This is a genomic window from Dactylosporangium sp. CA-233914 (genome assembly GCF_050942935.1).
Classification (GTDB): Bacteria; Actinomycetota; Actinomycetes; order Mycobacteriales; family Micromonosporaceae; genus Dactylosporangium.
This window is the reverse complement of sequence record NZ_CP192030.1, coordinates 9,265,804-9,289,681: the sequence shown is the minus strand read 5'-3', so window position 1 is coordinate 9,289,681 and position 23,878 is coordinate 9,265,804. Positions and strand designations below refer to the sequence as shown.

Below are 23,878 nucleotides of genomic sequence, written 5' to 3'. Positions count from 1 at the left end.
GGGGAGAAGAGTCATGACCATTCGAGTGCGGCAGATCATCCTGCGTCGGGTCCCCCAGGGCGTGCCCGTCGCGGACGACGTCGAGATCGTGCAGGTTGACCTGCCCACACCAGCGGACGGCCAGTTGCTGGTCCAGAACCGATGGCTGTCCATCGAGCCGGCAGTGCGCATCCGGATGGGTGGCAGCGCGAGCTCCATCCCGAAGCTGCCGAACTACGAGATCGGTGCGCCGCTCGAAGGCGCCGCCATCGGTGAGGTCGTCGAGTCCAACGTGGATGGCTTCGAGAAGGGCGACATGGTCGTGCACTCGCAGGGTTGGCGCGAGGCCGCGATCATCGACCCGGCCAACCCGGCGCACCGGGTCTACCAGATCCCGCGTGGGGAGAACATCCCGTCCGAGGCGTACCTCGGCCTGCTCGGCCTGCAGGGCTTCACCGCCTACGCCGGCCTCTTCCACGTCGCGAACCTGAAGGAGGGCGACGTGGTCTGGGTCTCGGCCGCGGCCGGCGCCGTGGGCAACCTGGTGGCCCAGATCGCCAAGCTGAACGGGCACCGGGTGATCGCCAGTGCCGGATCGGCGGACAAGGTCGCCTGGCTCAAGGACACCATCGGTGTCGACGCGGCCTTCGACTACCACGACGGCGACCTGGTCGAACTGCTGGAGAAGGCGGCGCCAGCGGGCATCGACGTCTACTTCGACAACGTCGGTGGCGAGCACCTCGCCGCGGCCCTCGAGGTGCTCCGGCCCGGCGGACGGGTCGCGTTGTGCGGCCTGATCAGCACCTACAACGCCACCGAGCCGGTGCCAGGCCCGTCGAACATGTTCTCGGTGATCGCCAAGAATCTCACCATCAAGGGCTTCCTCGCCGTCCAGTATGCCGAGCACCTGGAGACGTACCGCGACCAGGCTCGACAGTGGATCGCCGAGGACCGGGTCCAGTACCGCGAGAACATCGTCCAGGGCCTGGACGCCGCCCCTGACGCTCTCGTCGACGTCCTCACCGGTCGCAACACCGGAAAGATGCTTGTCGACCTGCGCTGACCCCACTCACCACCAAGGGCCATTGCGGCCCGCGAACGGCGCGGGAGCGCCAGGAAAGGGACCACCATGTCGATCACCGTCATCCTCGACATGCCGATCAAGCCCGAACTGTTGGACGAGTTCCTCGCCCTGTTCAAGGAGAATCTGCCGGACAGCCTCGCCTACGAGGGCTGTGAGTACGTGCGCACCTACCAGGCCCAGGATGACCCGAACCGGGTGGTGCTGGTCGAGGGCTGGGCCTCCGAAGAGGTCTTCGCCGCCTATGGCGCCTGGCGTGCGGAGCGCGGCGACGCGGAGAAGTTCATGAAGTACTACGACGGCGCGCCGTCGCTTACCAAGCTGGTGGGGGCTCCGGGGTTCTGATCCCGGACCAAGGAGAAGCACCGCACGACCGGGTCGTGCGGTGCTTCTGCGTTCCTGGCGGTCTTACCAGCTCCGGCGGATCGGCGGGGGAGCCAGATCGGTGAAGCCGGGGTCGCGGTGGTACATGTACGTCGGGTAGGGCGGCAGTGTGGTGCTCGCCGCGTCCAGCCGTGCCACCTGCTCGTCGGAGAGGTCCCAGCCGACCGCGCCCAGGTTCGACTCGAGCTGGTCGAGGTCGTCGGCGCCCATTACCACCGAGGCCACCGTGGGCCGCTGCAGCAGCCAGTTGATCGCGATCTGGGGGATGGTCCGGCCGGTCTCGCCGGCGATCTCGTCGAGGACATCGACGACGGCGAACAGCACCTCTTCGGGGACCGGCGGGCCGTAGGCGCCGACGCGGTCGACACGGCTGCCCGGCGCCGCCGGCACGCCCCGGCGGATCGCCCCGGTCAGCCAGCCGCCGGCGAGCGGGCTCCACACCAGCGTGCCGACACCCTGGTCGAGGCCGACCGGCATCAGGTCCAGCTCGAAGTCGCGGCCGACCAGCGAGTAGTAGCACTGCTGGGAGACGATCCGCTCGGCGCCGAGCGCCTCGGCAACGGCTTGGGTCTTCACCAGCTGCCAGGCGGCGTAGTTGGAGACACCGAGGTAGCGCACCTTGCCATCGGCGACCAGCCGGTCCAGGGTGCGCACAGTCTCCTCGGCAGGCGTCCCGGCGTCGAAGACGTGCAGGTGCAGCAGATCGACGTGGTCGGTACGCAACCGGCGCAGGGTGTTCTCGACGCTGCGGGTCAGGTGGATCCGGCCAGTGCCGCGCAGGGCGGCGGACTCGCCCATCGGCAGGCCGACCTTGGCCGAAATGAGCAGGTCGTCGCGCCGTCCTTCGGTCGCGGCGCCGAGGATCTCCTGGGCCTCGCCGGCGCCGTAGACGTCGGCGGAGTCGAACAGCGTCACCCCGGCGTCCAGGCAGCGGGCGACGATCTCGCGGGCCTGGTCGACCGACGTGGTGCCGTACGGCGGACCGCCAAAAGTGCCGGTGCCAAGGGCGAGTTGAGGGACGAGGAGACCGGAGTCCCCGAGGCGGTTGAGGATCATCACGGGCCTTTCGGGTCGGCGAAACGCTCGGCGAGGATCCGCTTCTGGATCTTCCCGGAGCCGGTGGTGGGCAGGTCGGCGACCAGTACCACCTGCCGGGGGATCTTGAACTTGGCGAGGTGCTGCGCGCAGTGTGCGAGCACGTCCTCAGGGGTCAGCGCTGCCCCCGGCCGTGGCACCACGAACGCGATCCCGGCCTCGCCCCAGCGTCCGTCGGGTACGCCGACGACGGCGACGGTCGCCACCGCGTCGAGTTCGACGATGCGCGCCTCGACCTCGGCGGGGTACACGTTCTCGCCGCCGGAAATGTACATGTCCTTCCAGCGGCCGACGATGAAGTAGTAGCCGTTGCCGTCGCGGCGGGCGGCGTCGCCGGTGCGGAACCAGCCGTCGCTGAACGCTGCCGCGGTCGCCTGCGGATTGCGCCAGTACCCGGGGGTGACGCTCGGGCCCTTGATCCAGAGCTCGCCCACCTCGTCCGACGCGACGTCGTTGCCGTCCGGCCGAACGATCCGGATGCCGATGTGCAGCAGCGGCTTGCCGACCGAACCGGGTGGGGTGTCCGGGTCGTCGATGTCGGCGACGGTGCCGCTGGGTCCACCTTCGGTCATGCCCCATCCGTGGGCCAGGACGACACCCTTCGCGCGCCAGGTCTCCGCCAACGGGACCGAACAGGCCGCGCCGCCGACGCCGGCCATCCGCAACCGGGACAGGTCACTGCTGGCGAACCGTGGGTGCGAAGCCAGGGACTCGTACACCGTCGGGACGCCGAACACGTGGGTGATGCCGAGCCGGTCGTCGGTCAGCAGGTCGAACGCCTCGTCCGCCTCGAACTTGCGGGTGAGCACGACCGCGCCGCCGGCGTGCAGGACCGGGTTGACGTAGAGGTTGAGCCCGCCCGTGTGGAAGAAGGGGAGCAGGGCCAGGTGCACCGCGTCCGGAGTGATCCGCGCCGGCGGCGAGATGTTCACTGCGTGCCAGAAGGTCATCCCGTGGGTGATCTGGGCGCCCTTGGGCCGGCCGGTGGTGCCAGAGGTGTACATGATCGCGGCGACGTCGGTGAGGCGGAGCTTGACCGGACCGGGGGTAGGCCCGCCCGGGTCCGGCAGGTCCATCGGTGCGCGCGGTACGGACAGGCCCGCGGCCGTGCCGGCGTGCTCGTCGTCATGGAGCAGCACCCGTGGCCGGGCGTCGCTCAGGATGTAGGCGAGTTCGCTGGGGGTCAGCCGCCAATTGAGCGGGAGGAAGATCGCCCCGAGCCGGCCGCAGGCGAGCATCACCTGCAGGTAGCCGATGCTGTTCTGCGCCAGGATCGCGACCACGTCGCCTTGACTGGCGCCGAGCGAGCCCAGCCGCCGGACCCAACCGTCGACCGCGTCATCGAGGGTCGCGTAGTCCAGCGCCGTCGTTTCCGACGGGTCGACCAGGGCGAGCCGGTGCGGGCTGCGCAGGGCGTGGTGGCGGACCCAGTCGAAGACCGGATCGCTCACGTTTGCGTTCACCACGTTTCGTTCCTCCTTGACCGTACGGGCGGTCAGGAGCATAGTCTCTTCAGGTGCTCGGCGTCACCCTGCGTCGCGGATCGAGTGTGACATGATCTGCGGACACCCCGCTGGAACGGAAGGATGCGGATGCGGCGATCGGGAGGAACCAGCAAGGGCGACATCCTGCGCACCTTCGCTGCCAGCGTCGCCCGGGTCGGTTACGACGAGGCCTCGTTCCGTGAGGTGGCCGAGGAACTCGGCATCAGCAAGGGCACGATCGTGCACCACTACGGCACCAAGGAGCGCCTCTTCGAGGCCGTCCAGCGCGCGTACATGGAGCGCCGGCTGTGGGAGGCCGAGCAGATCCTCGCCGCCGGCGGTGGTGCCGAGGCACAGCTGACCGGCATCATCGCGCAGTTGCTCGTCGCCCAGCAGGACGACCGCGACGCCACCCTGGCCTTCGCCCGTGAGATCACGCGGTTCGGCTCGATGGACGTGATGAGGGACGTGCGCGAGATGCGCGCACGCTACGCCGCGATGCTCGAGGGCGTTCTCCGCGACGGCATGAACGAGGGCGTGTTCGTCGAGCACGACCCGGCACTGGTCGCGTTCCAGGTCTTCGGCATGTGTAACTGGGTGTGGACCTGGTGGCGTCCCGGCCACCGTTGGTCGATCGCGGACGTCGTCCGGACCTGGATGACGACCCTGCTCTCCGGTCTCGAGGTGCACCCCGGCAACCATGGCCTGGACGTGGACGCGATTGTGGCCCACGTGGGTGACACGATCGCAACCACCACCGACCCCGGATGGACGCCGGACGAAGAGTAGCCCGGATCAGATCCGGCCGCGGGCCAGCTCGCGCGCGATGATGTGCCGCTGGATCTCCGAGGTCCCGCCGCCGATCTCCATCAGCTTGGCGTCACGCATGAACCGCTCGACCGGGTACTCGTTGGTGTAGCCGTAGCCGCCGAGGATCTGCACCGCCTGGCTGCTCACCCGGGACGCGGTCTCCGCGGTGAACAGCTTGCAGGCCGAGGCGAGCGCGGTGAGCTCGGCGTCGTGGCCGCCGTCGAGGGCGCGTGCGGCATCGTAGGTCAGCGCTCGGCCAGCGGCGATCTCGGTGAACATGTCCGCGAGCTTGGCCTGGATCATCTGGAACTCGACGATCGGCCGGCCGAACTGCTCGCGTCCCCGGGCGTAGTCCAACGCGACCTCGAAGGCGCCCTGGGCCAGGCCGACGCTCTCCGCAGCCATCACGATCCGCTCGCTGTTGAGGCCGGTCATCAGAATGGCCCGGCCGTCGGTCCCGTCACCGAGCAAGGCCTCGGGGCCGACGCGGACGCCGTCCATCGCGAACTCCCCGGTAGGGGAGCCGTGCCAGCCCATCTTCGAGAACGACTTCCCGACCGCGACGCCGGGCGCGTCCAGGTCGATGATGAACAGTCCGAGCTGTCGCGGGTCCTCGTCGCTCGTCTTGGCGTAGACCAGGGCGAAGTCCGCGACCGGCGCTGAGGTGATGAAGGTCTTGGCGCCGGAGATCACCCAGCCGTCGCCGTCTCGACGTGCACGGGTGGTCATCGACAGTGCGTCCGAGCCGGCACCCGGCTCGGTGATGGCCAGGCATCCGATCAGGGAGCCGTCCATGAGAGCGGGGAGGTAGGCCTTCTGCTGCGCCTCGGATCCGTGCCGGACGAAGCGGGCGATCACCAGGTCCGCCTGGTGCAACACGGTCGCCGTGGTCGACAGGCACACCGCCGACATCTCCTCGGCCACGATGCACATCTCGACCAGGCCGAGGCCGACACCCCCGAGTTCGGCGGGCACGCACATCCCGAAGATATCCAGCTCGGCCGCCTCGGCCCAGCTCTCCCGGGGGAAGGTCGCGTCGATGTCGAGCTGCCGGGCGCGCGGCTGCACCTTCTTCCGCGACCAGTCGCGAATCAGCGCGCGCAGTTCGTCCTGGTCGGCAGTGAACTCGATCATGGCGGGTCCTTCCCCTGGGTTGGCTCGCAGTATACGGTATTGACCGTACGTACGGTTAAGGAGAGATTGCGCATGACGGAGCGCTCGGCACTGGTGACCGGTGCCTCCCGCGGCATCGGCTTCGCCATCGCGAAGGCCCTGGTTGCCGAGGGTTACGCATTGACCCTGGTGTCCAGGACCGGCGCGAATCTCGCCGACGCGGCGGAGCGGTTGGCGGGTCACGGTGTGCGGATCGTCACCCGTCCGGCGAACGTCGCCGACGATGCGGACCTGAGTGCAGTGGTCGATCTGCACCAGCAGGAGTTCGGCACGCTCGACGTGCTGGTGAACAACGCGGGGATGGGCATCAACGCTCCGCTGTCGGTCCTCGACCGACGTCAGGTCGACCTGCAGATCGCACTCAACCTGCGTTCGGTGATCAGCCTGACCCGATTGGCCCAGCCGATGCTGGAGAAGGCGGCACTAGCCTCCGGCCGCGCTCTCGTCGTCAACGTCGCGTCGATCTCGGGCAAGGTCGGCGCGCCCGGACTGTCTGTGTACGCCGCCGCGAAGCACGGTGTCGTCGGCTTCACCGACTCGATGAACCGCGAGCTTTACTCCACCGGCATCCGGTTCACCGCGCTCTGCCCCGGATTCGTCGACACCGCGTTGAGCGACTACGTCAAGGACCAGCTCAAGGCCGCGGACATGGTGCAGCCGGCCGACCTCGCCGAGGCAGTGCGGTTTCTGCTCCGGCTCTCGCCTGCGTGCCTGATCCCAGAGATGCTGTTCCTGGAGGCTGCATCACTCGGCATCGTCCCGACCGTAGGAGGACAGCAATGACGGACGCTTCGGCGTGGGCGTCGGGACGGCAGTCCTGGGACGCCGTCGGTGGGCGCACCTGGATCGGTAGCTTCCTGCGAATGGTCGAGGTGGACGGCGCCGCGGTGGCCGCCGAGGACGAGGCCGGCCGGTCGGTGACCCGCGCGGCACTGCTCGGCGCTGCCGTCGAGGCGGCCCTGGTGCTCCGCGCCGAACGAGCTTTGGCGCCCGGAGCGCACGTCGGCCTGCACCTGGAGAACACGCTCGAGAACGCCGCGCTGGTGATCGCGCTGGCCGGTTCCGGTCTCGTGGTCGCGCCGATCAGCACCAAGCTGACGGCTGCCGAGGTGCGCCGCCAGGTGAGTTCCAGCCGGCTCGCACTGGTGATCACCGACGGCGGCGAGGCCGACCTCGCCGCCGAGTGGGAACTCGGCATCCCGGTCCTCGACGCCGCTCACGTCGTTACCCTCGACGGCGGCCCGGTGGACCCGGCCGCGGTCGCCGAGTTCGTCGAGGCGGCGAAGCAGTGCCGGGTGACGGCCCCGGCGACCATCATCTGCACCTCCGGCTCGACCTCGCTGCCCAAGCCGATCGTGCTGTCCCACGGCAACCTGATGTTTGCGATCGTCAGTTGTCAGGAGTACTACGCGCTCAGCCCGCTCGACGTCGGCCTGACCTTCTTCCCCTGGTGTCACTCCAATGGGCACGTGAACCAACTGTTGTCCTGGCTCGCGCTCGGGGTGCGGATCGTGATCGCCGAGCGGTTCACCGCCAGCGGGTTCCCGGACCAACTGCGCAAGTACCGGCCGACCGTCGCCTTCCTCAACGGCACGCACGTGAAGATGGTGCTGGCCAACCTCGAGGGCGACGAGCCGATCGAGACCCCGCTGCGGATCGTGCCGACTGCGCTCGACCTGGACGCCGAGACCTGTGCGCGGTTCACCCGGATCTTCGGCGCGCTGCAGCGCAAGGTCTACTACCAGACCGAACTCTGCGCCCCGGTGGCGATCTGCGACCTGCACCCGGTCCGCTTCGAGTACAACAGCAACCCGATCGGTCACGTCGCGCTCTCGCACCGGATCCGCCTGGTCGACGCCGTGGGCAAGGACGTCAGTGTTGGAACGCCGGGCGAGATCTGGGTCCGCTCGGTCGTGCCTTACGGCGTCGCGCTCGGCCGGATCGACCACGAATCCGGGGACCTGGTCCGCTACGACCCCGATGACTGGTGGCGCACCGGCGACCTCGCCGTGGCCGACGGCGACGGCTACCTGTACTACGCCGGCCGGACCAGCGAGATGATCAAGCGGGCCGGGCACAACGTCGCCATCCCGGAGGTGGTCGACACCCTGCTCGAGCACCCGGCCGTGGACGAGGCCGCGGTGATCGGCGTCCCCGACGCGGTCCGCGAGGAGCAGATCGTCGCGTTCGTCGTCGGCGGAGCCGACCCGGACGAGGTGATCGCGTTTAGTGCCGAGCGCCTGGCGCCGTACAAGGTGCCGTCGGTCGTCATCGCCGTTGCGGAGCTCCCGCGGACCGACCTCGGCAAGCTCGACACCAAGGATCTGCGCCGGCAGTGGGACGAACGTGAGCAGGTGAACCGATGAGCAGCGCCGCCGTCACCGGGATCGCGGACAGCCGGCTCGGCAACGTCGCGCGCAGTCCGATCCAGACCTGCGTGGACGTGGCCGTGGAGGCCACCGCCGACGCCGGTGTCGGCCTGGACGAGATCGACGGCCTGATCAGCTTCGGGGTGCTCGCCGCGGAGAACGGGCGCGACGTGCACCGCCACCACATCCGCCTCGCCGAACAGTTGGGCCTGGGCCCGCTGCGCTGGACCGGGACCTCGAAGCTGGGGGGTGGTGCCGCCGGTCAGACCCTGCGCGAGGCGGCGCTGCTCGCCGCCGCCGGCAAGGTTCGGCACGCGCTGGTGGTCGCCGGTGACTCCTTCCGCACCGGGCTCGGCCGCGACAACGCCCAGGGCGCGTGGATGGACTTCCACGACCAGGAGCTCGAAGGGCCCTACGGACACACAGCTCCTGGCCAGTGGGCGATGGTGACCCAACGCTACGCGCACCGGCATGGCTGGAGCCGCGAGGAGCTGGACGAGGCGCTGGCCCAGGTGGCGGTCTCGGCCCGGCAGTGGGCGGTGCTCAACCCGGCGAGTGCGGCCACCGAGCAGCTCACCGTACCCGAGGTCCTCGCCTCGCCGCTGGTCGCCGACCCGATCCGGGTGCTGCACTGCTCGCGTTCGATCGACGGTGCCAGTGCGTTCGTGGTCTCGGCGACCTCGGCATTGACGTCGGCGCAGCGCGACCGGTCGGTGCCGGTGCTCGGCACCGGGACCCGGTACAGCCACTACTACATGGGCTCGTTCCCGGAGCTGGACGGCACCGTCACGGACCTGGCTCGGGCCAGCTTCAACGAAGCGTACGAGGAGGCCGGGCTCGGCCCGGATGACATCGACATCTTCTACCCCTACGACGGGTTCGCGTACATGCCGCTCTACCAGCTCGAGGCCGCCGGCTTCGCCGAGCCGGGCAGAGCCGTGCACCTGTACCGCGAGGGCGCGACCTCCCCGGGCGGGCGGCTGCCGTGCAACACCCATGGAGGTGCGCTGAACCACGGGCTCCCGGCGTTCCCCGCCGTGCTCTTCTTCCTCACCGAAGCGGTGCGTCAATTGCGCGGGGAGGCGGGGGAGCGTCAGGTGGACGGCGCCCGGCACGCGCTGCTGCACGGCCTGTCCGGTTGTGGCGGCATGAACGCCTCGTTCCTCCTCGGAGCTGCATCATGAGCACGTCCGTCGCGGGTTCCTCGATCCCGCCGCAGGAACCGATCGCGTTCCGCACGGTCCGGCCCACCGAACTCGGGGTCGAGTACTGGGAGCGCACCGCGCAGGGCGAACTGCCGCTTCGGGTCTGTTCGGACTGCGGCCAAGCGCGGATCTATCTGACCTCGGTGTGCCCGCAGTGCCACGGCCGGGACAGCACCTGGACGACGTCCGCGGGCGAGGGCACCGTGTTCGTCTCGACGGTCGTCCGCTACCGGCTCTCCCCGGAGTTCCCGGACAGCTACGTGTTCGCCTTGATCGACCTCGACGAGGGCGTGCGGATGATGGCCAACGTCCTTCAGGACGGCGAGCCAGAGCTGGTCCCGATCGGTAGCAGGGTCCGGCTGACCTTCGAGGAACTGCCGTCCGGTCAGCACCTCCCGCAGTTCGTCCTTGCTGATTCCGCAAACTCGCGTCGACCTGGTCGTCGCGACCACTGATCTGAGGGCGATGCCGAATCGCGCGTGAACGCGAGCGATGAGATCCCTTGCTGCGCGGGTTTCGGCATGTGCGAACGTCACGGGCGAAATCCGGGTCGTCCCGAGGTTGACTGACCGTTCGTACGGTCAGTACGATTTCCGTCATGCAAGCTCTGCGATGGCATGGCCGTGGCGACGTCCGGCTGGAGGAGATCGAACCGACCGGCCCCGTGGCTGCCGCCGAGGTCGAGATCGAGATCGCGCTCTGCGGCATCTGCGGCAGTGACCTTGCCGAGTACGCCGTCGGACCGGTCGCGATCCAGGACCGGCCACACGTGCTCACCGGCCACCGCCCGCCGGTCACCCTCGGTCACGAGTTCGCGGGCGTGGTCACCGCGGTCGGTGACGGCGTCCGAGGTGTCGAGGTCGGCGACCGGGTCGCGGCCGATGCGACCCTGCGCTGCGGCTCCTGTCACGAATGCCTGACCGGCCGCTACAACCACTGCGCACTCGGCGGCTCGATCGGGCTGGCCTGTGACGGCGGCTTCGCGGAGAGCGCGCGGATCCCGCAGGCTTGCGTGGTCCCGCTCCCCGACGGCGTCGACCTGGCCGCCGGTGCCCTGCTCGAACCGCTCGCGGTCGCCTACCACGCGCTGGTCCGGTCCGCTGTGACCGCCGGTGGCACAGCCGTGGTGATCGGCTACGGCCCGATCGGCGCCGCGGTCGCTCTGGTCGCGCGCTCGATGGGTGTCGCCGTGCTCGTCGTGGAACTCAACCCGCAGCGGGGTGCCCTGGCATCCCAGCACGGCCATGCGCTGTTCACGCCGACCGGTGAACGCCGCGACGACGCCCGCGCGATCCGCGGCCTCGCCGGCGGCGGTGCCAACGCCGTCATCGAGTGCAGCGGGAGCAAGGTCGGCCTGGAGTCGGCGCTGGAGCTGACCCGGCGGGGCGGCAACATCGTCGCGGTCGGGCTGTCCAAGGAGCCGGTCACCGTCGACGCCGCCCGGCTGGTGCTCTTCGAACGCGGCCTGCTCGGCGCACTCGGCTACCAGGGCGACCTCGCCACCGTCGCCGGCATGATCGCCGCCGGGGCACTCGACCCGGCGCCGCTGATCAGCAAGGTGATCCCGCTCGCCGAGGCGCCGGCCGAGCTCGCCCGGATGGCGGCGAACCCGGGCGCCGATCTCAAGGTGCTCATCAACCCGACGAGGGCAGCCTCGTGAGCAAACCGGCGGTGACCCTGACCGAGGACGACGGGGTCCTCGTGGTCGTCCTCGACCGGCCCGAAGCGCACAATGCGATCAACGCCGAGGTCGCCGAGGCCCTGGGCCGCGCGATGGACCTGCTCGACGCGCGCGAGGACCTGCGCGTGGGAGTGCTCACCGGCGCCGGTGGTGCGTTCAGCGCGGGCATGGACCTCAAGGCTTTCCTCGCCGGTGAGCAGGTGGTCCTCGACCGTGGCTTCGCTGGGATGTGCACCCGGCCCACCGCCAAACCGCTGCTCGCCGCGGTCGAGGGCTGGGCGCTCGCCGGCGGCTGCGAGATAGCACTCGCCTGCGACATCGTCGTCGCCGCCGAGGACGCGCGGTTCGGACTGCCGGAGACGCGACGCGGTCTCATCGCCGCGGCCGGCGGGCTGCTCCGGCTGCCCCGGCGGATCACTCCGGGTGCGGCCAAGCTGATGGCGCTCACCGGTGTCCCGGTCGCGGGCGTCGAGGCGCACCGCCTCGGCCTGGTCGACGTGCTCGTGGAACCCGGCACCGCCCTGGAGCGGGCCGTGGAGCTGGCCCGGGAGATCGCCGCTAACGCACCGCTCGCGGTCGTCGCCAGCAAGGACCTCATCGACAGTGCGGCCGACCGGCCGGTGGTGGACGGCTTCGCCCACCAGGCCGCGCTGGCCGACCGGATCGCCGCATCCGACGACGCCCGCGAGGGAGCGGAAGCCTTCGTGGCCAAGCGCGACCCCGCGTGGACCGGTCGCTGAACGACGACGAACCGAAGGAGTAGTCATCATGCAAGCGATCCGCCTGCCGCGGCTCGGCCAGACCATGGAGGCCGGGGTCATCCGGCACTGGTCCGTGGCCGAGGGCGACGCCTTCGCCGAGGGGGACGTGCTCTACGAGGTGGAGACCGAGAAGGCGAACATCGAGGTCGAGGCCAAGTCCGCCGGATTGCTCGCCCGGATCCTGGTGTCGCCGAGTGATCACGAAATCGCTGTCGGGACCACGTTGGCCGTGGTCGCCGACCCGGGCGAGGCCGTGGACGACGCCGCGGTGGCCCGCTTCTTCGGCGGCGACCAGCTGGCCGCGGCAGCAGTCGTATCGGCAGCAGTCGTACCGGAGGCCGCCGAGGCGGTCATCCCGGAGCCGTCCAGCGGCCGGGTGAAGGCGGTGCCCAAGGCCCGACGCGTCGCCCGCGACCTGGGTATCGACCTAGGTGCGCTCAGCCCCGCCGACGGCCGGGATTACATCCGGGTCGAGGACGTGATGGCGGCCCTCGCTCCCCCCGTTGCTGCCCCACAGGATGCGCTGGCGCCGTCCGCACCGCAACGCCCGATCGACGGCGTCGCCGTCGCCGCCCGGATCCCTTTGCAGGGCGTCGCCAAGGCGATGGCCGAGACGATGGCTCGCACCGCGCACGAGGTGCCGCAGTTCGTCCAGCAGGTCAGCGTCGACGCCGCGGCCCTGGCGGCCCGGCTCAAGCGGCTGCGCTACGAGGGGGTGCACGTCACCTACACCGACCTGCTCGTCTCCGCGCTCGCGCACAGTGCCGCCGAGGTGCCCGAGGTGAACTCCTCCTTCGGTGACGGAGAGATCGTGCGGTACGCCGACGTCAACGTCGCTGTGGCGATGGCCACCGACCGCGGCCTGGTGGTGCCGGTGGTCCGCCAGGTCACCGGGATGGACATCGCCGAGGTCGCCCGGACCACCAAGGAGCTCGCCGAGCAGGCCCGCGCCGGCCGGATCGGTCTCGATCGGCTCAGCGGCGGCACCATCAGCCTGTCGAACCTCGGCGCGTTCGGTATCGACACTGGCTTCCCGATCGTGAATGCCCCGCAGTGCGCGCTGGTCTTCGTCGGCAAGCTGGCGCAGGAGCCGGTGGTCGTCGACGGCCGGATCGAGATCGGCACCCGGATGCAGCTGGCGATCGCGTTCGACCACCGGGTCGTCGACGGGATGACCGCGGCCCGATTCACCCAGGCCTTCCGCGCCCGGATCGAGGCAGGCGGATGACCGTGCCCAGTACCGGAGGCGACAGCGTGCTCAACGGCGAGTCCAAGGTGGCGATCTACCGCACGATGTACCTCGCCCAGCAGTGGGAGCAGGAACTGCTCAGGATGCTGGACGAGGGACTGGTGTCCGGCTTCTACCACGCCGGCCGTGGCCACGAGGCGCTCGAAGTGGCATCGATGGCGATGCTCCGTGACGACGACTACCTGCTATACGACCACCGCGGTTGCGCGCACATGATCGCCAAGGGAATGAGGCTGGTCGAGCTCTTCGGCGACTTCCTGGCCAACGACAAGGGCTCCACCAAGGGCCTGGGTGCCGGCATCGTGCACATCGCCGACCCGGCGCACGGGGTGCTCGGCCAGTCCGGGACCCTGGGCGGCGGTCACGTCCTCGCCGCGGGTGTCGGGCTGTCGATCAAGCTCCGGAAGACCGACCAGGTGGTGGTCAACTTCTTCGGAGACGGCGCTGCGAACCGCGGCACGTTCCACGAGGCGGCGAACGTGGCCGGCGCCTGGAAGCTGCCGGTGATCTTCGTCGTCCAGAACAACGGGTGGGCGATCTCCACCCCGCAGCACGCGGTCACCGCGGTGGAGTCCTTCGCCGAGCGGGCCGCCGGGTACGGGATGCACGGTGTCTCGATCGACGGCACCGACCCGTGGCTGGTGCACGCCACCGTGACCGAGGCGGTGGAACGCGCCCGCCGCGGGGAGGGCCCGACACTGGTCGAGGGCACCGTCCCGCGGCAGCGCGGCCACTACGAGGGTGACCCGATGACCTACCGCAGCCCCGAGGAGCTGGAAGCCGCCCGCGTTGCCGACCCGGTGCTGGCTACCCGGGCCCGACTGCTGGCCGACGGGACCGCGACCGGGGACGCGCTCGTGGACCTTGAGAAGGACGTCGCCGCCGAGCTCGCGGCCGCCCGCGAGGAGGCCCTGACGGGAACCCTGCCGGGACGCGAACGGCTTGACGAAGGACTGTACGCATGACCCGGGTGATCAGCTACGCGCGCGCCATCAACGAGGCGCTGGCCGAAGAGCTCGCGCGGGACGAGCGGGTCTTCGTGATGGGTCAGGACGTGGGCGCCTTCGGCGGTGCGTTCGGCGTCACTCGCAAGCTCTTCGACCGGTTCGGCCCAGACCGGGTGATCGACACCCCGATCTCGGAGATGTTCCTGGTCGGTGGAGGCGTAGGCGCCGCGATCACCGGGCTACGCCCAGTCGTGGAGCTCCAGTACGCGGACTTCCTGTGGAACGCCGGCGACGAGATCGTCGGGAAGATGGCCAAGTGGCGCTACATGCACGGCGGACTGTTCACCGTGCCGATGGTGCTCCGATTGCCCGAAGGCGCTGCCGGCGGCGCCGGACCCGAACACTCCAGTTGCCCGGAGGCGGCGCTGCTGCCGGCGCTGGGCACGCACATCGTGATCCCGTCCACGCCGTACGACGCGAAGGGCCTGCTCAAGTCGGCGATCCGTGACGACAACCCAGTCGCGTTCTTCGAGCACAAGGGCATGTACGGCCTCAAGGGCGAGGTGCCCGAGGAAGAGTACACGATCCCGCTGGGCCAGGCCGACGTGAAGCGGGAGGGCCACGACATCTCCGTGATCGCCTGGGGCCGGATGGTGCACCGGGCGCTCGAGGCAGCCGAGTTAGCCGCCGCAGAGGGCATCTCGGTCGAGGTGCTCGACCCTCGCGGCCTGCGCCCCCTGGATACCGAGGCGATCGTGCGCACCGTCGAGAAGACCGGCCGGGTGATCATCACCCACGAGGCCGGCCGCACCGGCGGTGCCGGGGCCGAGATATCCGCGGTGATCGCGGAGACCTGCGTGACCAGCCTTGAGGCTCCGATCCGGCGGATCTGCGGTATCGAGACTCCGATCCCGCAGAGCGTGCACCTCGAGCAGTTCGCGATTCCGTCGGCCGAGGAGCTCCTGGCCGGCATCCGCGACGTGGCGTCGTTCTGATGGACGACCCGATCGTGGTGGTGGGCGCCGGCGTAGCCGGCGTCCGGGTCGTCCGACGCTTGCGACGCGGTGGCTACCGCGGGCCGCTGGTCCTGGTCGACGCACAGACCGAATGGCCCTACGACAGGCCGCCGCTGTCCAAGCAGGTCCTGCGCGGAGAGCGCGATCTGCCGGTCCTCCTCGACGAGGAGGCTTGCTTGGCGCTCGACGTGGACTGGCGCGGCGGCTCACGCGCCGTCGGTCTCGACGCGCACGCGCGGTTCCTCAGGCTCCACGACTTCGGTCTTGTCTACTCCACTCTCGTCATCGCCACCGGATCCCGTGCACGGCGGGTCCCAAGTCTCCAGGGGGCGGTGCTACGCAGCTATGCCGATGCTGTGTCGCTGCGCGCGGTCGCCCGACCCGATGCCACCGTGTTGGTCGTGGGCGCCGGGCTGATCGGCTGCGAGGTAGCGGCGAGCTGTCGTGCACGTGGAGCCGACGTCCACCTGGCAGATACCCTGCCGAGCCCGACCGCCCGCGTCACGGGTTCGATCCTCGGGGCCGAGGTCGCTGCTCTCCATCGTGAGCACGGCGTGGTGCTGCACCTGGAGACGACGGTGACGAGGACCGACGCCGACGGTGTGACGCTGTCCGACGGAACAGTCCTGCGGCCGGACCTGGTCCTTGAGGCGGTCGGTGCCGAGCCCGACCTGCGCTGGCTGGCCGGCTCCCGTCTCGTCCTCGCGGACGGCGTCGTCTGCGATGCCGAGCAGCGCACGAATCTGAAAGACGTCTATGTCGTCGGCGATGCTGCCGCTCCACTCGGCCGGCGGAGCGAACACTGGACGGCGGCGACCGAGCAGGCTGACCGTGCGGCTGCCTCGATCCTCGGTAAGCCCCGGCCTGCCGACCAACCGCCGTACTGGTGGAGCGATCAGTACGACCTGAAGATCCAAGGCCTCGGCTTGATCGACCTCGCCGACGAGGTCGTCATCGGCATGGCTGGTGGCGGCCGCCTCGGAGTGTTCGGAAGTAAAGGCACACTCGTCGGGGCCGTCGGCCTCGGCGCTTCGGCGGCACTGATGCGGCTGCGCGCGTCGATCGCCGAGGGGTCCCCGCTCGGCGACGCGGTGGCGACACTCGAGGACCCAGTAGCGCACCGGATCGAGGACGCTCGCCCCCTTGTCCGGGAGCGTGCATGATGCGCATCCAACAGCTCGGCCGGATGATCATCCGTTTCGCTGGTGACCCCGGCGATGGCATGCAGCTCACTGGTGACCGGTTCACCCAGGAGCCGGCCGCGTTCGGCAACCACCTGGCGACGTTCTCGAACTTCCCGGCCGAGATCCGGGCTCCTCAGGGCGCGCTGCCGGGCGTCTCGTCGTTCCAGGTGCACTTCGCCGACCACGACATCCTGACCGCAGGCGACGCTCCGGACGCGCTGGTGGCGATGAACCCCGCCGCGCTCACGGTGAACCAGTCGGACATGAAGCCCGGCTCCGCGATCATCGTGGACTCCCACGACTTCTCCTCACGGAACCTGCAGAAGGCGGGCTACGACGGCAACCCGCTCGAGGACGATTCGCTGGCGGGCTACGACCTGTCGGTGCAGGATCTGACCGGGATGACCGGTCGAGGCGGTCATGGAGTTCGGGCTGACCCACAAGGACGCCCGGGCGAAGAACATGTTCGCGCTCGGCCTGCTCTCCTGGATGTACGGACGGCCGACCGAGACCACCATCGGCTTCCTCAGCGCGCGGTTCGCCAAGGCTCCGGACATCCGGGACGCGAACATCACCGTGTTCAAGGCCGGCTGGACCTTCGGCGAGACCACCGAGCAATTCGTGGTCCAGTACTAGATCAAGCCGCCCGCGCTTCCCCAGGGGCACCTACCGGAACATCTCCGGCAACCTGGCGTTGGCTTACGGCCTGGTCGCCGGCGGCGTGCGCCCAGGCAGCGCTGTCGGCTGGTGCGCTGCGGTCGTCGAGGATTGAGGTGATCGGCAGCGGGCAGGGCTCGCTGACCGTACCGGAGATGGCCGCCGAGGCCCCGGCCGCCCTGGCCGAGATCACCCGCGGCACCTTCGCCGTGGCGACTGACCCGATCCCGCTATCCGATGTCGAACGCGCCTGGGCGCGACCGGTCGACAGCAGCAAACGCATCGTTCTGACCCGGCCCTGACCTGGCCACACGGACCCCGGGCAAGCATTGCGAACCGCGCTGCGAGGGTTGAATGTCCTTGCGCACCGCACGCTACGCTGAGCTCGATCCTCATCGCCGACGCCGGTAGCGGGATCATCCACCGACATCTGGCCGGCGTCTGCATGGACAGCCGCCTGACGTGTCGAGCGACAAGTTGATGGCAGTGGTTAGCAACAGCACTGCCATCAACCTCGATGCGCGAGCGCGGCGAGCCGGGACCACCCCGGAGGCTGGGCTCTGGATCACATTGAAGGATCATCGGCCGGTGCCATCGTCGGCGGGACGGCCGCGGTGGGCTACTTGTTCGGCCGGCTGGCGCGACTTCGTCCGCCCGCTCGACGAGGCCCTGCGCACCATCGCCGGGTTCTTCTTCATCCACGCCGCCGAGACCGCCGGCACCGCGGGCGAGGCCGCCGGCAGCGGCAGCTACGAGTTCCTGCACGCCACGTTCGGCGAGTACCTCATCGGTCGCTTGGGCCGGCCGGGAGCGGAGCCGTTCCCGTGCCCGCGCGTGCGCACGCGGCCTCCGCGGGCGGGGCGCCGTCAGCCGCTACAGCCGAGCGCCGGCCCGGGGTCTGCGCGCGTCTGCCGGTCACCGGCGCCGGAAGACCCCGGAAGGCGCAGCGGCCAGCAGCCGCTGCGCACGTCGCGGTCGGCACCGACACGCGCATCCTCGATCGCGCAACACGGGCGCGGGTACGTCGACGATCTCGTGCGCGTGCGTATCCCGTCACGATGTCGTTCGGCTCGGCAGCATGGTCACTGCGGTTGCTGCGGCCTCGAAACAGCGCTCCCGGCCGAACCCGCCGAAGCCCGCGCCAGCGGCCGGTCCGGCTGCCGGGCTGCTCGACGAACCCCTCACGCTTCGCTCCAGGCCGGCCGCAGGTGACCTCAACCTCGTCCGCTCCCTCGCCGAACGCGGCATCGGCGTCCGCTCCCTCGCCGACCCACTGCCCATCAACACTGCCGACGAGGGCATAGGCCGCATCGCGTTCCTGCTGCTGGCCCTGTTCGCAGAGATGGAACGCACCTTCACCGCCGAACGCGCCGCCAACGCCCGCGCCGTCGCCGAAGCCAACGGCCGCCACGTTGGCCGCCAAATCGCCCACCCACCCGAAAAGATCGAATACGCGCGGCTACTCAAGGCCCAAGGCCACAGCCTCGGCGCGATCACCGCCAAGACCAGCATCCCGAAGACCTGCACCGCTACCTCACCAACACCCCCGCAGGTCAGCCGTGAGTGGACATCCAGCGCAAACCCCCGCACGTCAGCCTTGCCAACGCAGCGTCACGCGACCTTCCCGACGTCCGAAACGCGCAGATCACCCAACGATGTCGTGAGGATGTGGCGCTGGCTCACGTTCCGCGTGGGGGTGATTGATGTTCCGTCCATAGGTCAGCGCGGTGGCTGAGTGAGTCCGTCTACGTTTGGTCGAGGAGATGCTGCCAGGGCGTGACCGTGTCCACGTAGACCACCGCGTCGAACGCCGCCACGGGGTTGACCGGCGTTGCCTGCCCGCCGGTCATCATCGAACTGGTGGTGGCGAACCGGGCAGCGATGGGTCCGCTGGCGGGGACCTTGCGCAGGTCGAGCAGGTAGCGCGGTGCCCCAGCGGTGGTGAGCAGCGCGTCGAGGCTGTCGGGGGCAAGCGGCGGCATGTCCTCGATGAACGTTTCGGTGTGACCTGGCGGCCCGTCTGGGATGGGCCGGTGCAGGAACAGGTCACCGCCGCCGAAGCTGGTGGCGATGACCACCATCTGGTCACCGAGTGACGCGGCCAGATGCTCACCGAGCATGGTGAGTTGGTCGTTGACGATCGGCGGTGCTGAGAATGGCCATCGTTGGACGTGTCCGTTGGCCGCGCCGATGACGATGCGGGCTTCGCGTTGCAGGATCCACTCGACGTTCTCGGCCATCATCGCGTCACGGATGTTGGCGCCTTCGTAGGTGCGTTCGGCGCCAAGGGCGACCGCCTGCAGGAAGGCGTCTGTGTGGCGGGCGGTGACCGCGCACCGGTATGCCAGTTCGAATGCTTCGTGGTTGGAGCGGCTGGTGTAGACCACCCGCATTGCCTGCATCCGCTCGGCCAACGCTCCGACGCGGGCGGTCATTTCGTTGCGGACGGCCGGTTCCAGCGCGATGTACGCATGCAACGCCGGGGCCGCCCAGGCAAGCCCGGTGCGGTCGGCGGGCAGGTACTCGAACAGCGGCAGCAGGCGACTTCGGACCGCTTCGGCGTAGGCTGGGTCGACCTTGTCGAGGTATTCCACGGCGATGTTGATCGACGGCATTGCCGACGCGCTGGAATCTGAAGGGTCCATGCCGTAGAAGCGGACCTGGCGGTCATGGGTGGCGTTGAAGGAGCGGAACCATTCCAGCTGGTCGCGCATCTCCACGCATCTGCCCATGTTGTAGGTGATCCCGTGGTGCAGCAGCTCATCAACGTCCCCCGGGCCTCCGGTGATCCACTCGTTGACCGACAGGCCCTCGGGGAAGCCAGATTCCATGACGAAGGCGGTGAACCCGAGCTCGCCGAGCAGGAATCGGGTCAGGCGGTGGCGTACCTGGTAGAACTCGTGAATCCGGTGCGTGCTTTCCCCGATCGCGACCACCCGCGCATCACCGACGATCTCGCGCAGCGGTTCCAGGTCGCTGAAGTCATCGTCGTCGGGATCGATGGTTCGCAGCACCGCGGCGTTGGCCCGCAGCCACGCCCCGACATCATCCGTGGTCACCGACAGTCCTTTCGTCGTATTCGCCGAGCTGGCGGGCCTGCTGGACGTATTCGACGACGGCGGCGACGTCGCCGGCGTCCAACCAGGCGACGCGGTCGGCCATCCCCTGATCGATCACGGTCCGGTTGTCGCGCCACATCGCGGCCAGCGCCGTGTTCAGGCGACCGTCGTCGCCGGTCGTGCCACGCAGCGCCGTACCGATCTCCGTCCACCGGCCGGCAAGGGCCCGTACGCGCGGGTCGCCTGCCGCTACGCCGTCGCGCAGGAGCGTGCGCAGTTGCTCCACCAGCCCTAGCCATTCCGCCTTCAGCACGGTGATTGTGTCGTCGCCCAGCTCCCGCGCGTGCTGGACAACCGCCTCCCGCTGCTGTGGGGTGAGGTAGGCGTTCGCGTGTACGAGTGGCACAGTCGCCTCCAGCACCGTCAGGAACGACCCGGAACCGGGCATGCCTGACCCGTCAACCTGCTCCAGCAATGCCTGGATCCGCCCCCGTAGCTCAGCGATGCCCGCCGCCCGGGCATCCAGATCCGCCAACTGCGCGACAAGGATCTGGCGCAACGCAGCCGAATCGTCGGCTGTGTTGAGCACCGTCCTGATCTCCTCCAGTGGCAAACCCAGCAAGTGCAGGGCCCGCAGCCGATACAGGCGACGCACGTCTGGGTCGGTGTAGCGGCGATGCCCAGCCGGGGTCCGCTCACTCGCCGACACCAGGCCGATCTCGCCGTAGTAGTGCAACGCCCGCACCGTCAAACCGCTGGCTCGGGCAAGCTCACCGACACTCCAGCGCCGCTTCCTCCCGACTACCTTCACAGGCTTGAGGCTAGAACCTCACGCGGCGGGAGGTTCAAGAGGCCGCGCTGATGGCTCTTCTCACAGCCACGCGCGTCATCGGCAGATCAGGATGGCGAGGCAGCTACCACCGGAGCCTCCCACCGTGACGCACTGGCATCGCCGGGCAGTGGGCTTCTGGTGCTCTTTTGAAAGGCATGCCGCACGCCAAAGTCGACACCGTCAGCCAGGACCGTCCCCAATCCCACACTGCCCGCCGCCCCGCCACACTTCATGTGCCAGAACCCGGAATTCCCCGGGGCTGCGCTCAGGTAATTCCCCAAGTAGTGGGCCTCGTTGTAGTTCTACTTGGTGGTGTTGGTGGTTGTCGAGCTGGCGCGGCCGGGTCGTTTGTTGGGTCGGTAGCTGGGGCCGTTCATGAAGACCTGGTGGCTGGTGTTGATGAGCCGGTCGAGGAGGGATTCGGCGACGACGGGGTTGGGGAACAGTGGGTACCAGTCGGTGGGTGACCGGTTCGAGGTGGCGATCAACGATCGTCCGGCCTGGGCGCGTTCGGAGATCAGTTCGTAGAGGTCGTCGGCTTGCTGGGCGGTGAGCTCGCGCATGGCGAAGTCGTCCACTTACTCCGAAGTGGGAGTAAGTGGACGACTTCGCACTCCACCGCAGCCCGGCGGCGGTGATCATGCGTGGGATCGGGCACCTGCCCGGATGTGGACCAGGAAGTACACCTGAACCAGACAGCCAACACCAAAACCGCCAAAAAGGATTAACAATAGGCTTACAGACACCCCTTTACCCGGTGCGCTTTGCGCGCGGCCGGTCCGGCGCCCTCGGTCGTGAGGGCGCTGCTTTTGCTGTAGTGCGGCACGGTGGAGCGCGAGCGGGGCGTTGACGCGGACCAAGTGGGTCCTTACCGCGGTTGGGGAGTAGGACGGCAAGCCGCCCAAGCTAGCTTGGTTGTGGCGCCGGGGTGCAGGACCAGCGGCCGTCGTGCCAGCCGCAGGTCTGCTCGTAGCCGGAGCGGAACGACCCGAGCCAGGGGATGTCGTCCTCGTAGCGCCTGGGTGGCGGTGTGGGTGCGAAGTTCGCCGCGTCGTCGGTGCTGCCGCTCCCGTCGTAGCGTGCGACGGTCGGATAGGGGTAGACCGGCCGGGTCCGTACGACGGTGTCGTCCTGGCGTTTCGTGGCGACGAGCCGGTCGGGTGCGACGCCGTTCTCGACCCAGGCGAGGGTGGGGGTGAGCGCGTCGATCGCGTCCGGTCCCTGTCCGTCACCGCAGTGGGCGACGCCCGGCAGCATGAACAGGCGGGCGAACCGCTGCGTGGCGTCCGTCCCGCCCATGCGCTCGGTGAGGGCGTGGTAGTAGGCGATCGTCCCGTACGGCGAGATCGCCTGGTCTGCCCAGCCGTGCCAGAGGAGGAGCTTCCCACCCGCGGCGCGGAAGGCCGTCAGGTCGGGGTCGGTCGCGTCATAGATAGCGGCCTGCTGGGCGATCTCGCGGAACGTCGCCGAGTCGTAGTGCAGGTCGTGCAGTGTCATCGACGGCCGGGCGGACGGGTAGGCGAGGTACTTCAGCGCGTTCGTCGCGTTGGCCTCGGCCACGGCCGGGTCGCCGGTGGCGGTCGGGGTGACCCAGCGGGCCCAGTTCGCTTCCGAGCCCACGGGCTCACCCCCCGGGTACATCCGCCGGCCCCGCTCGTCGCGTGGCCCGTCGTACAGCTTGCGTACGGCCTCGATCTGCACGTCGGTGAGGCAGTTCGCATTGTCGGTTCCCGTCGGGCAGCGCAGGCTCCGCGGATCGAACGCGCAGGCACGCGGGTCGTCGATCTGGCCGTCGGCCAGGCCGTCCCGTGCGTCGCACTCGCGCAGGACGGCGGCGTGCAGCGCGGGAAGCTTGGCGGCGGTCAGGATAGGTCGGCCCCGCGCGTCGGTGTTCGCCGTGGCGTGCCAGCCCGCGGACCACACGATGAGCGACGTGAGCAACGACGCCGGGGCTCCGGCGACGATGCCGTCGAAGTCATGCGGGTACCGCTGCGCCTCGGTCAAGCCCTGGTGGCCGCCCTGCGAGCAGCCGTCGAAGTATGAGTAGCGCGGGCCTTGTCCGTAGTAGAGCGCGATGAGCCGCTTGGCGACGAGCGCGACGACGTGGTCGGCCCGGTAGCCGAAGTCGACCCGCAGCTGCGGGTCGGCACCGAAGGTGGCGTCGAAGCCGGACACGCCGACGTGCCCTTCGTTGTTGGTGGCTACGACGAAGTCGCCGCGGGTCAGCGGTACGCACCCGTCCGTCGCGTCGGCGAAGAAGTCGACACTGCCGCAGAACGCCCCGCACCCGGTCTGCAGATACCGTTGCCGCCACGTCTTGGTGGGCAGGAGCACGTCGAACTGGATCTGCGGCGCCGCGATTCCCTTGACTTCGCAGGCCGCCCAGCCGCCCGGCGAGGTCGTCGCGGTCGCAGACCCGATGACCGCCGCAGCGCCGGGCGTCCCCGACAGGTCCTGCCCGACGAGAGCCGCGCAGTCGATCCTCGGCAGCACCACGGGAGGGCCGGAGGCCGAACCGTCCGCCTCGCCGGGCATCCCGGCCACGGCCGTACGGGGCGCGGCCTGGCCACCGCCGGCCAACACGAGGACGGCGAGCACGATCGGTAGCGCCCGGAATCTAGCGGTGCGGATGGCGCGTCCCGGCGTCCGGCCCCATTCACGAGCGCGCATACCTGTCCTCCGTTCCGCGGCGGACGCGTGCTCGCGGGATCTCGGCCACGCCTGCGACCCCACGACACGAGCACGGAAAGCTAAGTACGGCCGCGAACAGGTGTCAATACCGAACCGGACATCCGGAAATCGCGCCGGATCCCGGCGAAATCCGTCACGCCCTCTGACCAGTTTCCATTACCGCTGGTAATCATCGGTATTTGCTAGTTGAACGCGGACGCGTTGCGGGACTGAATCCGTGG

22 protein-coding genes and 1 pseudogene are annotated in these 23,878 nt (G+C 69.4%); 16 read left to right on the top strand and 7 right to left on the bottom strand.

Translation table 11 applies throughout. The annotated features are described in order from the left end of the window. Positions 1-13: 13 nt before the first annotated feature. Both ACQPY0_RS41365 and ACQPY0_RS41360 read left to right on the top strand, forming a co-directional pair. On the top strand, positions 14-1,042 hold the full coding sequence (locus ACQPY0_RS41365; RefSeq protein WP_432973820.1) for an NADP-dependent oxidoreductase: 1,029 nt from the start codon (positions 14-16) through the stop codon (positions 1,040-1,042). 66 nt (positions 1,043-1,108) lie between these two features. Then, the gene (locus ACQPY0_RS41360) at positions 1,109-1,405 is read left to right on the top strand and encodes a putative quinol monooxygenase (RefSeq protein WP_432973818.1); all 297 of its coding nucleotides are present in this window, start codon (positions 1,109-1,111) and stop codon (positions 1,403-1,405) included. Between the two features lie 63 nt (positions 1,406-1,468). Here the strand turns inward: ACQPY0_RS41360 and ACQPY0_RS41355 are convergent, their stop codons facing one another. Beyond that, entirely contained in the window at positions 1,469-2,500 is a 1,032-nt protein-coding gene (locus ACQPY0_RS41355) for an aldo/keto reductase (RefSeq protein WP_432973816.1), read from the bottom strand. After that, a complete protein-coding gene (locus ACQPY0_RS41350) occupies positions 2,500-4,005 on the bottom strand; it encodes an acyl-CoA synthetase (RefSeq protein ID WP_432973814.1) in 1,506 nt (501 codons plus the stop codon). The genes ACQPY0_RS41355 and ACQPY0_RS41350 overlap by 1 nt, the downstream gene beginning before the upstream one ends. 126 nt (positions 4,006-4,131) lie before the next feature. On the opposite strand from ACQPY0_RS41350, the gene ACQPY0_RS41345 reads away from it, so the two are divergent. After that, complete coding sequence (locus ACQPY0_RS41345) at positions 4,132-4,812, top strand: TetR/AcrR family transcriptional regulator (protein ID WP_432973812.1); 681 nt, start codon at positions 4,132-4,134, stop codon at positions 4,810-4,812. Positions 4,813-4,818: 6 nt separating this feature from the next. Here the strand turns inward: ACQPY0_RS41345 and ACQPY0_RS41340 are convergent, their stop codons facing one another. Next, a complete protein-coding gene (locus ACQPY0_RS41340) occupies positions 4,819-5,967 on the bottom strand; it encodes an acyl-CoA dehydrogenase family protein (RefSeq protein WP_432973810.1) in 1,149 nt (382 codons plus the stop codon). A gap of 39 nt (positions 5,968-6,006) precedes the next feature. On the opposite strand from ACQPY0_RS41340, the gene ACQPY0_RS41335 reads away from it, so the two are divergent. The 13 genes and pseudogenes from ACQPY0_RS41335 to ACQPY0_RS41275 all read left to right on the top strand — a co-directional run bounded on the left by ACQPY0_RS41335 (position 6,007) and on the right by ACQPY0_RS41275 (position 18,810). Then, positions 6,007-6,789, top strand: a complete 783-nt coding sequence (locus tag ACQPY0_RS41335) for an SDR family oxidoreductase (protein ID WP_432973808.1) — start codon at positions 6,007-6,009, stop codon at positions 6,787-6,789. A gap of 80 nt (positions 6,790-6,869) precedes the next feature. Then, positions 6,870-8,372: a class I adenylate-forming enzyme family protein gene (locus ACQPY0_RS41330; protein WP_432973806.1), complete on the top strand. Its 1,503-nt coding sequence runs from the start codon at positions 6,870-6,872 to the stop codon at positions 8,370-8,372. Continuing rightward, positions 8,369-9,559, top strand: a complete 1,191-nt coding sequence (locus ACQPY0_RS41325; RefSeq protein ID WP_432973804.1) for a thiolase family protein — start codon at positions 8,369-8,371, stop codon at positions 9,557-9,559. The genes ACQPY0_RS41330 and ACQPY0_RS41325 overlap by 4 nt, the downstream gene beginning before the upstream one ends. Beyond that, positions 9,556-10,035 carry a Zn-ribbon domain-containing OB-fold protein gene (locus ACQPY0_RS41320; protein WP_432973802.1) on the top strand — a complete coding sequence of 160 codons (480 nt, stop codon included), beginning with the start codon at positions 9,556-9,558 and terminating at the stop codon, positions 10,033-10,035. The genes ACQPY0_RS41325 and ACQPY0_RS41320 overlap by 4 nt, the downstream gene beginning before the upstream one ends. Positions 10,036-10,178: 143 nt before the next feature. Next, positions 10,179-11,240, top strand: coding sequence for an alcohol dehydrogenase catalytic domain-containing protein (locus ACQPY0_RS41315; protein ID WP_432973800.1), 1,062 nt, complete (start codon positions 10,179-10,181; stop codon positions 11,238-11,240). Continuing rightward, a complete protein-coding gene (locus tag ACQPY0_RS41310) occupies positions 11,237-12,001 on the top strand; it encodes a crotonase/enoyl-CoA hydratase family protein (RefSeq protein WP_432973798.1) in 765 nt (254 codons plus the stop codon). Before ACQPY0_RS41315 ends, ACQPY0_RS41310 begins: the two co-directional genes overlap by 4 nt. Before the next feature lie 28 nt (positions 12,002-12,029). Next, on the top strand, positions 12,030-13,250 hold the full coding sequence (locus ACQPY0_RS41305; RefSeq protein WP_432973796.1) for a dihydrolipoamide acetyltransferase family protein: 1,221 nt from the start codon (positions 12,030-12,032) through the stop codon (positions 13,248-13,250). Continuing rightward, positions 13,247-14,236, top strand: coding sequence for a thiamine pyrophosphate-dependent dehydrogenase E1 component subunit alpha (locus ACQPY0_RS41300; protein WP_432973794.1), 990 nt, complete (start codon positions 13,247-13,249; stop codon positions 14,234-14,236). Before ACQPY0_RS41305 ends, ACQPY0_RS41300 begins: the two co-directional genes overlap by 4 nt. Then, complete coding sequence (locus ACQPY0_RS41295; protein WP_432973792.1) at positions 14,233-15,213, top strand: alpha-ketoacid dehydrogenase subunit beta; 981 nt, start codon at positions 14,233-14,235, stop codon at positions 15,211-15,213. Before ACQPY0_RS41300 ends, ACQPY0_RS41295 begins: the two co-directional genes overlap by 4 nt. Next, positions 15,213-16,397 carry an NAD(P)/FAD-dependent oxidoreductase gene (locus tag ACQPY0_RS41290; RefSeq protein WP_432973790.1) on the top strand — a complete coding sequence of 395 codons (1,185 nt, stop codon included), beginning with the start codon at positions 15,213-15,215 and terminating at the stop codon, positions 16,395-16,397. The genes ACQPY0_RS41295 and ACQPY0_RS41290 overlap by 1 nt, the downstream gene beginning before the upstream one ends. Continuing rightward, positions 16,394-17,145: pseudogene (locus tag ACQPY0_RS41285) on the top strand (2-oxoacid:acceptor oxidoreductase family protein); the annotation flags it as partial. The gene ACQPY0_RS41290 and the pseudogene ACQPY0_RS41285, both read left to right, overlap by 4 nt. 46 nt (positions 17,146-17,191) lie before the next feature. Further along, positions 17,192-17,377, top strand: coding sequence for a hypothetical protein (locus ACQPY0_RS41280; protein WP_432973788.1), 186 nt, complete (start codon positions 17,192-17,194; stop codon positions 17,375-17,377). 776 nt (positions 17,378-18,153) lie between these two features. Beyond that, on the top strand, positions 18,154-18,810 hold the full coding sequence (locus ACQPY0_RS41275; protein ID WP_432973786.1) for a recombinase family protein: 657 nt from the start codon (positions 18,154-18,156) through the stop codon (positions 18,808-18,810). Between the two features lie 10 nt (positions 18,811-18,820). Here ACQPY0_RS41275 and ACQPY0_RS41270 read toward each other — a convergent pair whose 3' ends face one another. The 4 genes from ACQPY0_RS41270 to ACQPY0_RS41255 form a co-directional block, all read right to left on the bottom strand. Further along, positions 18,821-20,134: an erythromycin esterase family protein gene (locus tag ACQPY0_RS41270; RefSeq protein WP_432973784.1), complete on the bottom strand. Its 1,314-nt coding sequence runs from the start codon at positions 20,132-20,134 to the stop codon at positions 18,821-18,823. Continuing rightward, entirely contained in the window at positions 20,121-20,945 is an 825-nt protein-coding gene (locus tag ACQPY0_RS41265) for a MerR family transcriptional regulator (protein ID WP_432973782.1), read from the bottom strand. The genes ACQPY0_RS41270 and ACQPY0_RS41265 overlap by 14 nt, the downstream gene beginning before the upstream one ends. Before the next feature lie 323 nt (positions 20,946-21,268). After that, entirely contained in the window at positions 21,269-21,544 is a 276-nt protein-coding gene (locus ACQPY0_RS41260) for an ATP-binding protein (RefSeq protein ID WP_432973780.1), read from the bottom strand. 328 nt (positions 21,545-21,872) lie between these two features. Beyond that, positions 21,873-23,564 carry a tannase/feruloyl esterase family alpha/beta hydrolase gene (locus tag ACQPY0_RS41255; protein WP_432973778.1) on the bottom strand — a complete coding sequence of 564 codons (1,692 nt, stop codon included), beginning with the start codon at positions 23,562-23,564 and terminating at the stop codon, positions 21,873-21,875. Positions 23,565-23,878: the final 314 nt, after the last annotated feature.

Bases quoted from the DNA above. Each gene is read 5' to 3' on its own strand.
- ACQPY0_RS41365 (WP_432973820.1), top strand. From the start codon at position 14: ATGACCATTCGAGTGCGGCAGATCATCCTGCGTCGGGTCCCCCAGGGC.
- ACQPY0_RS41360 (WP_432973818.1), top strand. From the start codon at position 1,109: ATGTCGATCACCGTCATCCTCGACATGCCGATCAAGCCCGAACTGTTG.
- ACQPY0_RS41355 (WP_432973816.1), bottom strand. From the start codon at position 2,500: ATGATCCTCAACCGCCTCGGGGACTCCGGTCTCCTCGTCCCTCAACTC.
- ACQPY0_RS41345 (WP_432973812.1), top strand. From the start codon at position 4,132: ATGCGGCGATCGGGAGGAACCAGCAAGGGCGACATCCTGCGCACCTTC.
- ACQPY0_RS41340 (WP_432973810.1), bottom strand. From the start codon at position 5,967: ATGATCGAGTTCACTGCCGACCAGGACGAACTGCGCGCGCTGATTCGC.
- ACQPY0_RS41330 (WP_432973806.1), top strand. From the start codon at position 6,870: ATGGTCGAGGTGGACGGCGCCGCGGTGGCCGCCGAGGACGAGGCCGGC.
- ACQPY0_RS41325 (WP_432973804.1), top strand. From the start codon at position 8,369: ATGAGCAGCGCCGCCGTCACCGGGATCGCGGACAGCCGGCTCGGCAAC.
- ACQPY0_RS41320 (WP_432973802.1), top strand. From the start codon at position 9,556: ATGAGCACGTCCGTCGCGGGTTCCTCGATCCCGCCGCAGGAACCGATC.
- ACQPY0_RS41315 (WP_432973800.1), top strand. From the start codon at position 10,179: ATGCAAGCTCTGCGATGGCATGGCCGTGGCGACGTCCGGCTGGAGGAG.
- ACQPY0_RS41305 (WP_432973796.1), top strand. From the start codon at position 12,030: ATGCAAGCGATCCGCCTGCCGCGGCTCGGCCAGACCATGGAGGCCGGG.
- ACQPY0_RS41300 (WP_432973794.1), top strand. From the start codon at position 13,247: ATGACCGTGCCCAGTACCGGAGGCGACAGCGTGCTCAACGGCGAGTCC.
- ACQPY0_RS41295 (WP_432973792.1), top strand. From the start codon at position 14,233: ATGACCCGGGTGATCAGCTACGCGCGCGCCATCAACGAGGCGCTGGCC.
- ACQPY0_RS41290 (WP_432973790.1), top strand. From the start codon at position 15,213: ATGGACGACCCGATCGTGGTGGTGGGCGCCGGCGTAGCCGGCGTCCGG.
- ACQPY0_RS41275 (WP_432973786.1), top strand. From the start codon at position 18,154: ATGGTCACTGCGGTTGCTGCGGCCTCGAAACAGCGCTCCCGGCCGAAC.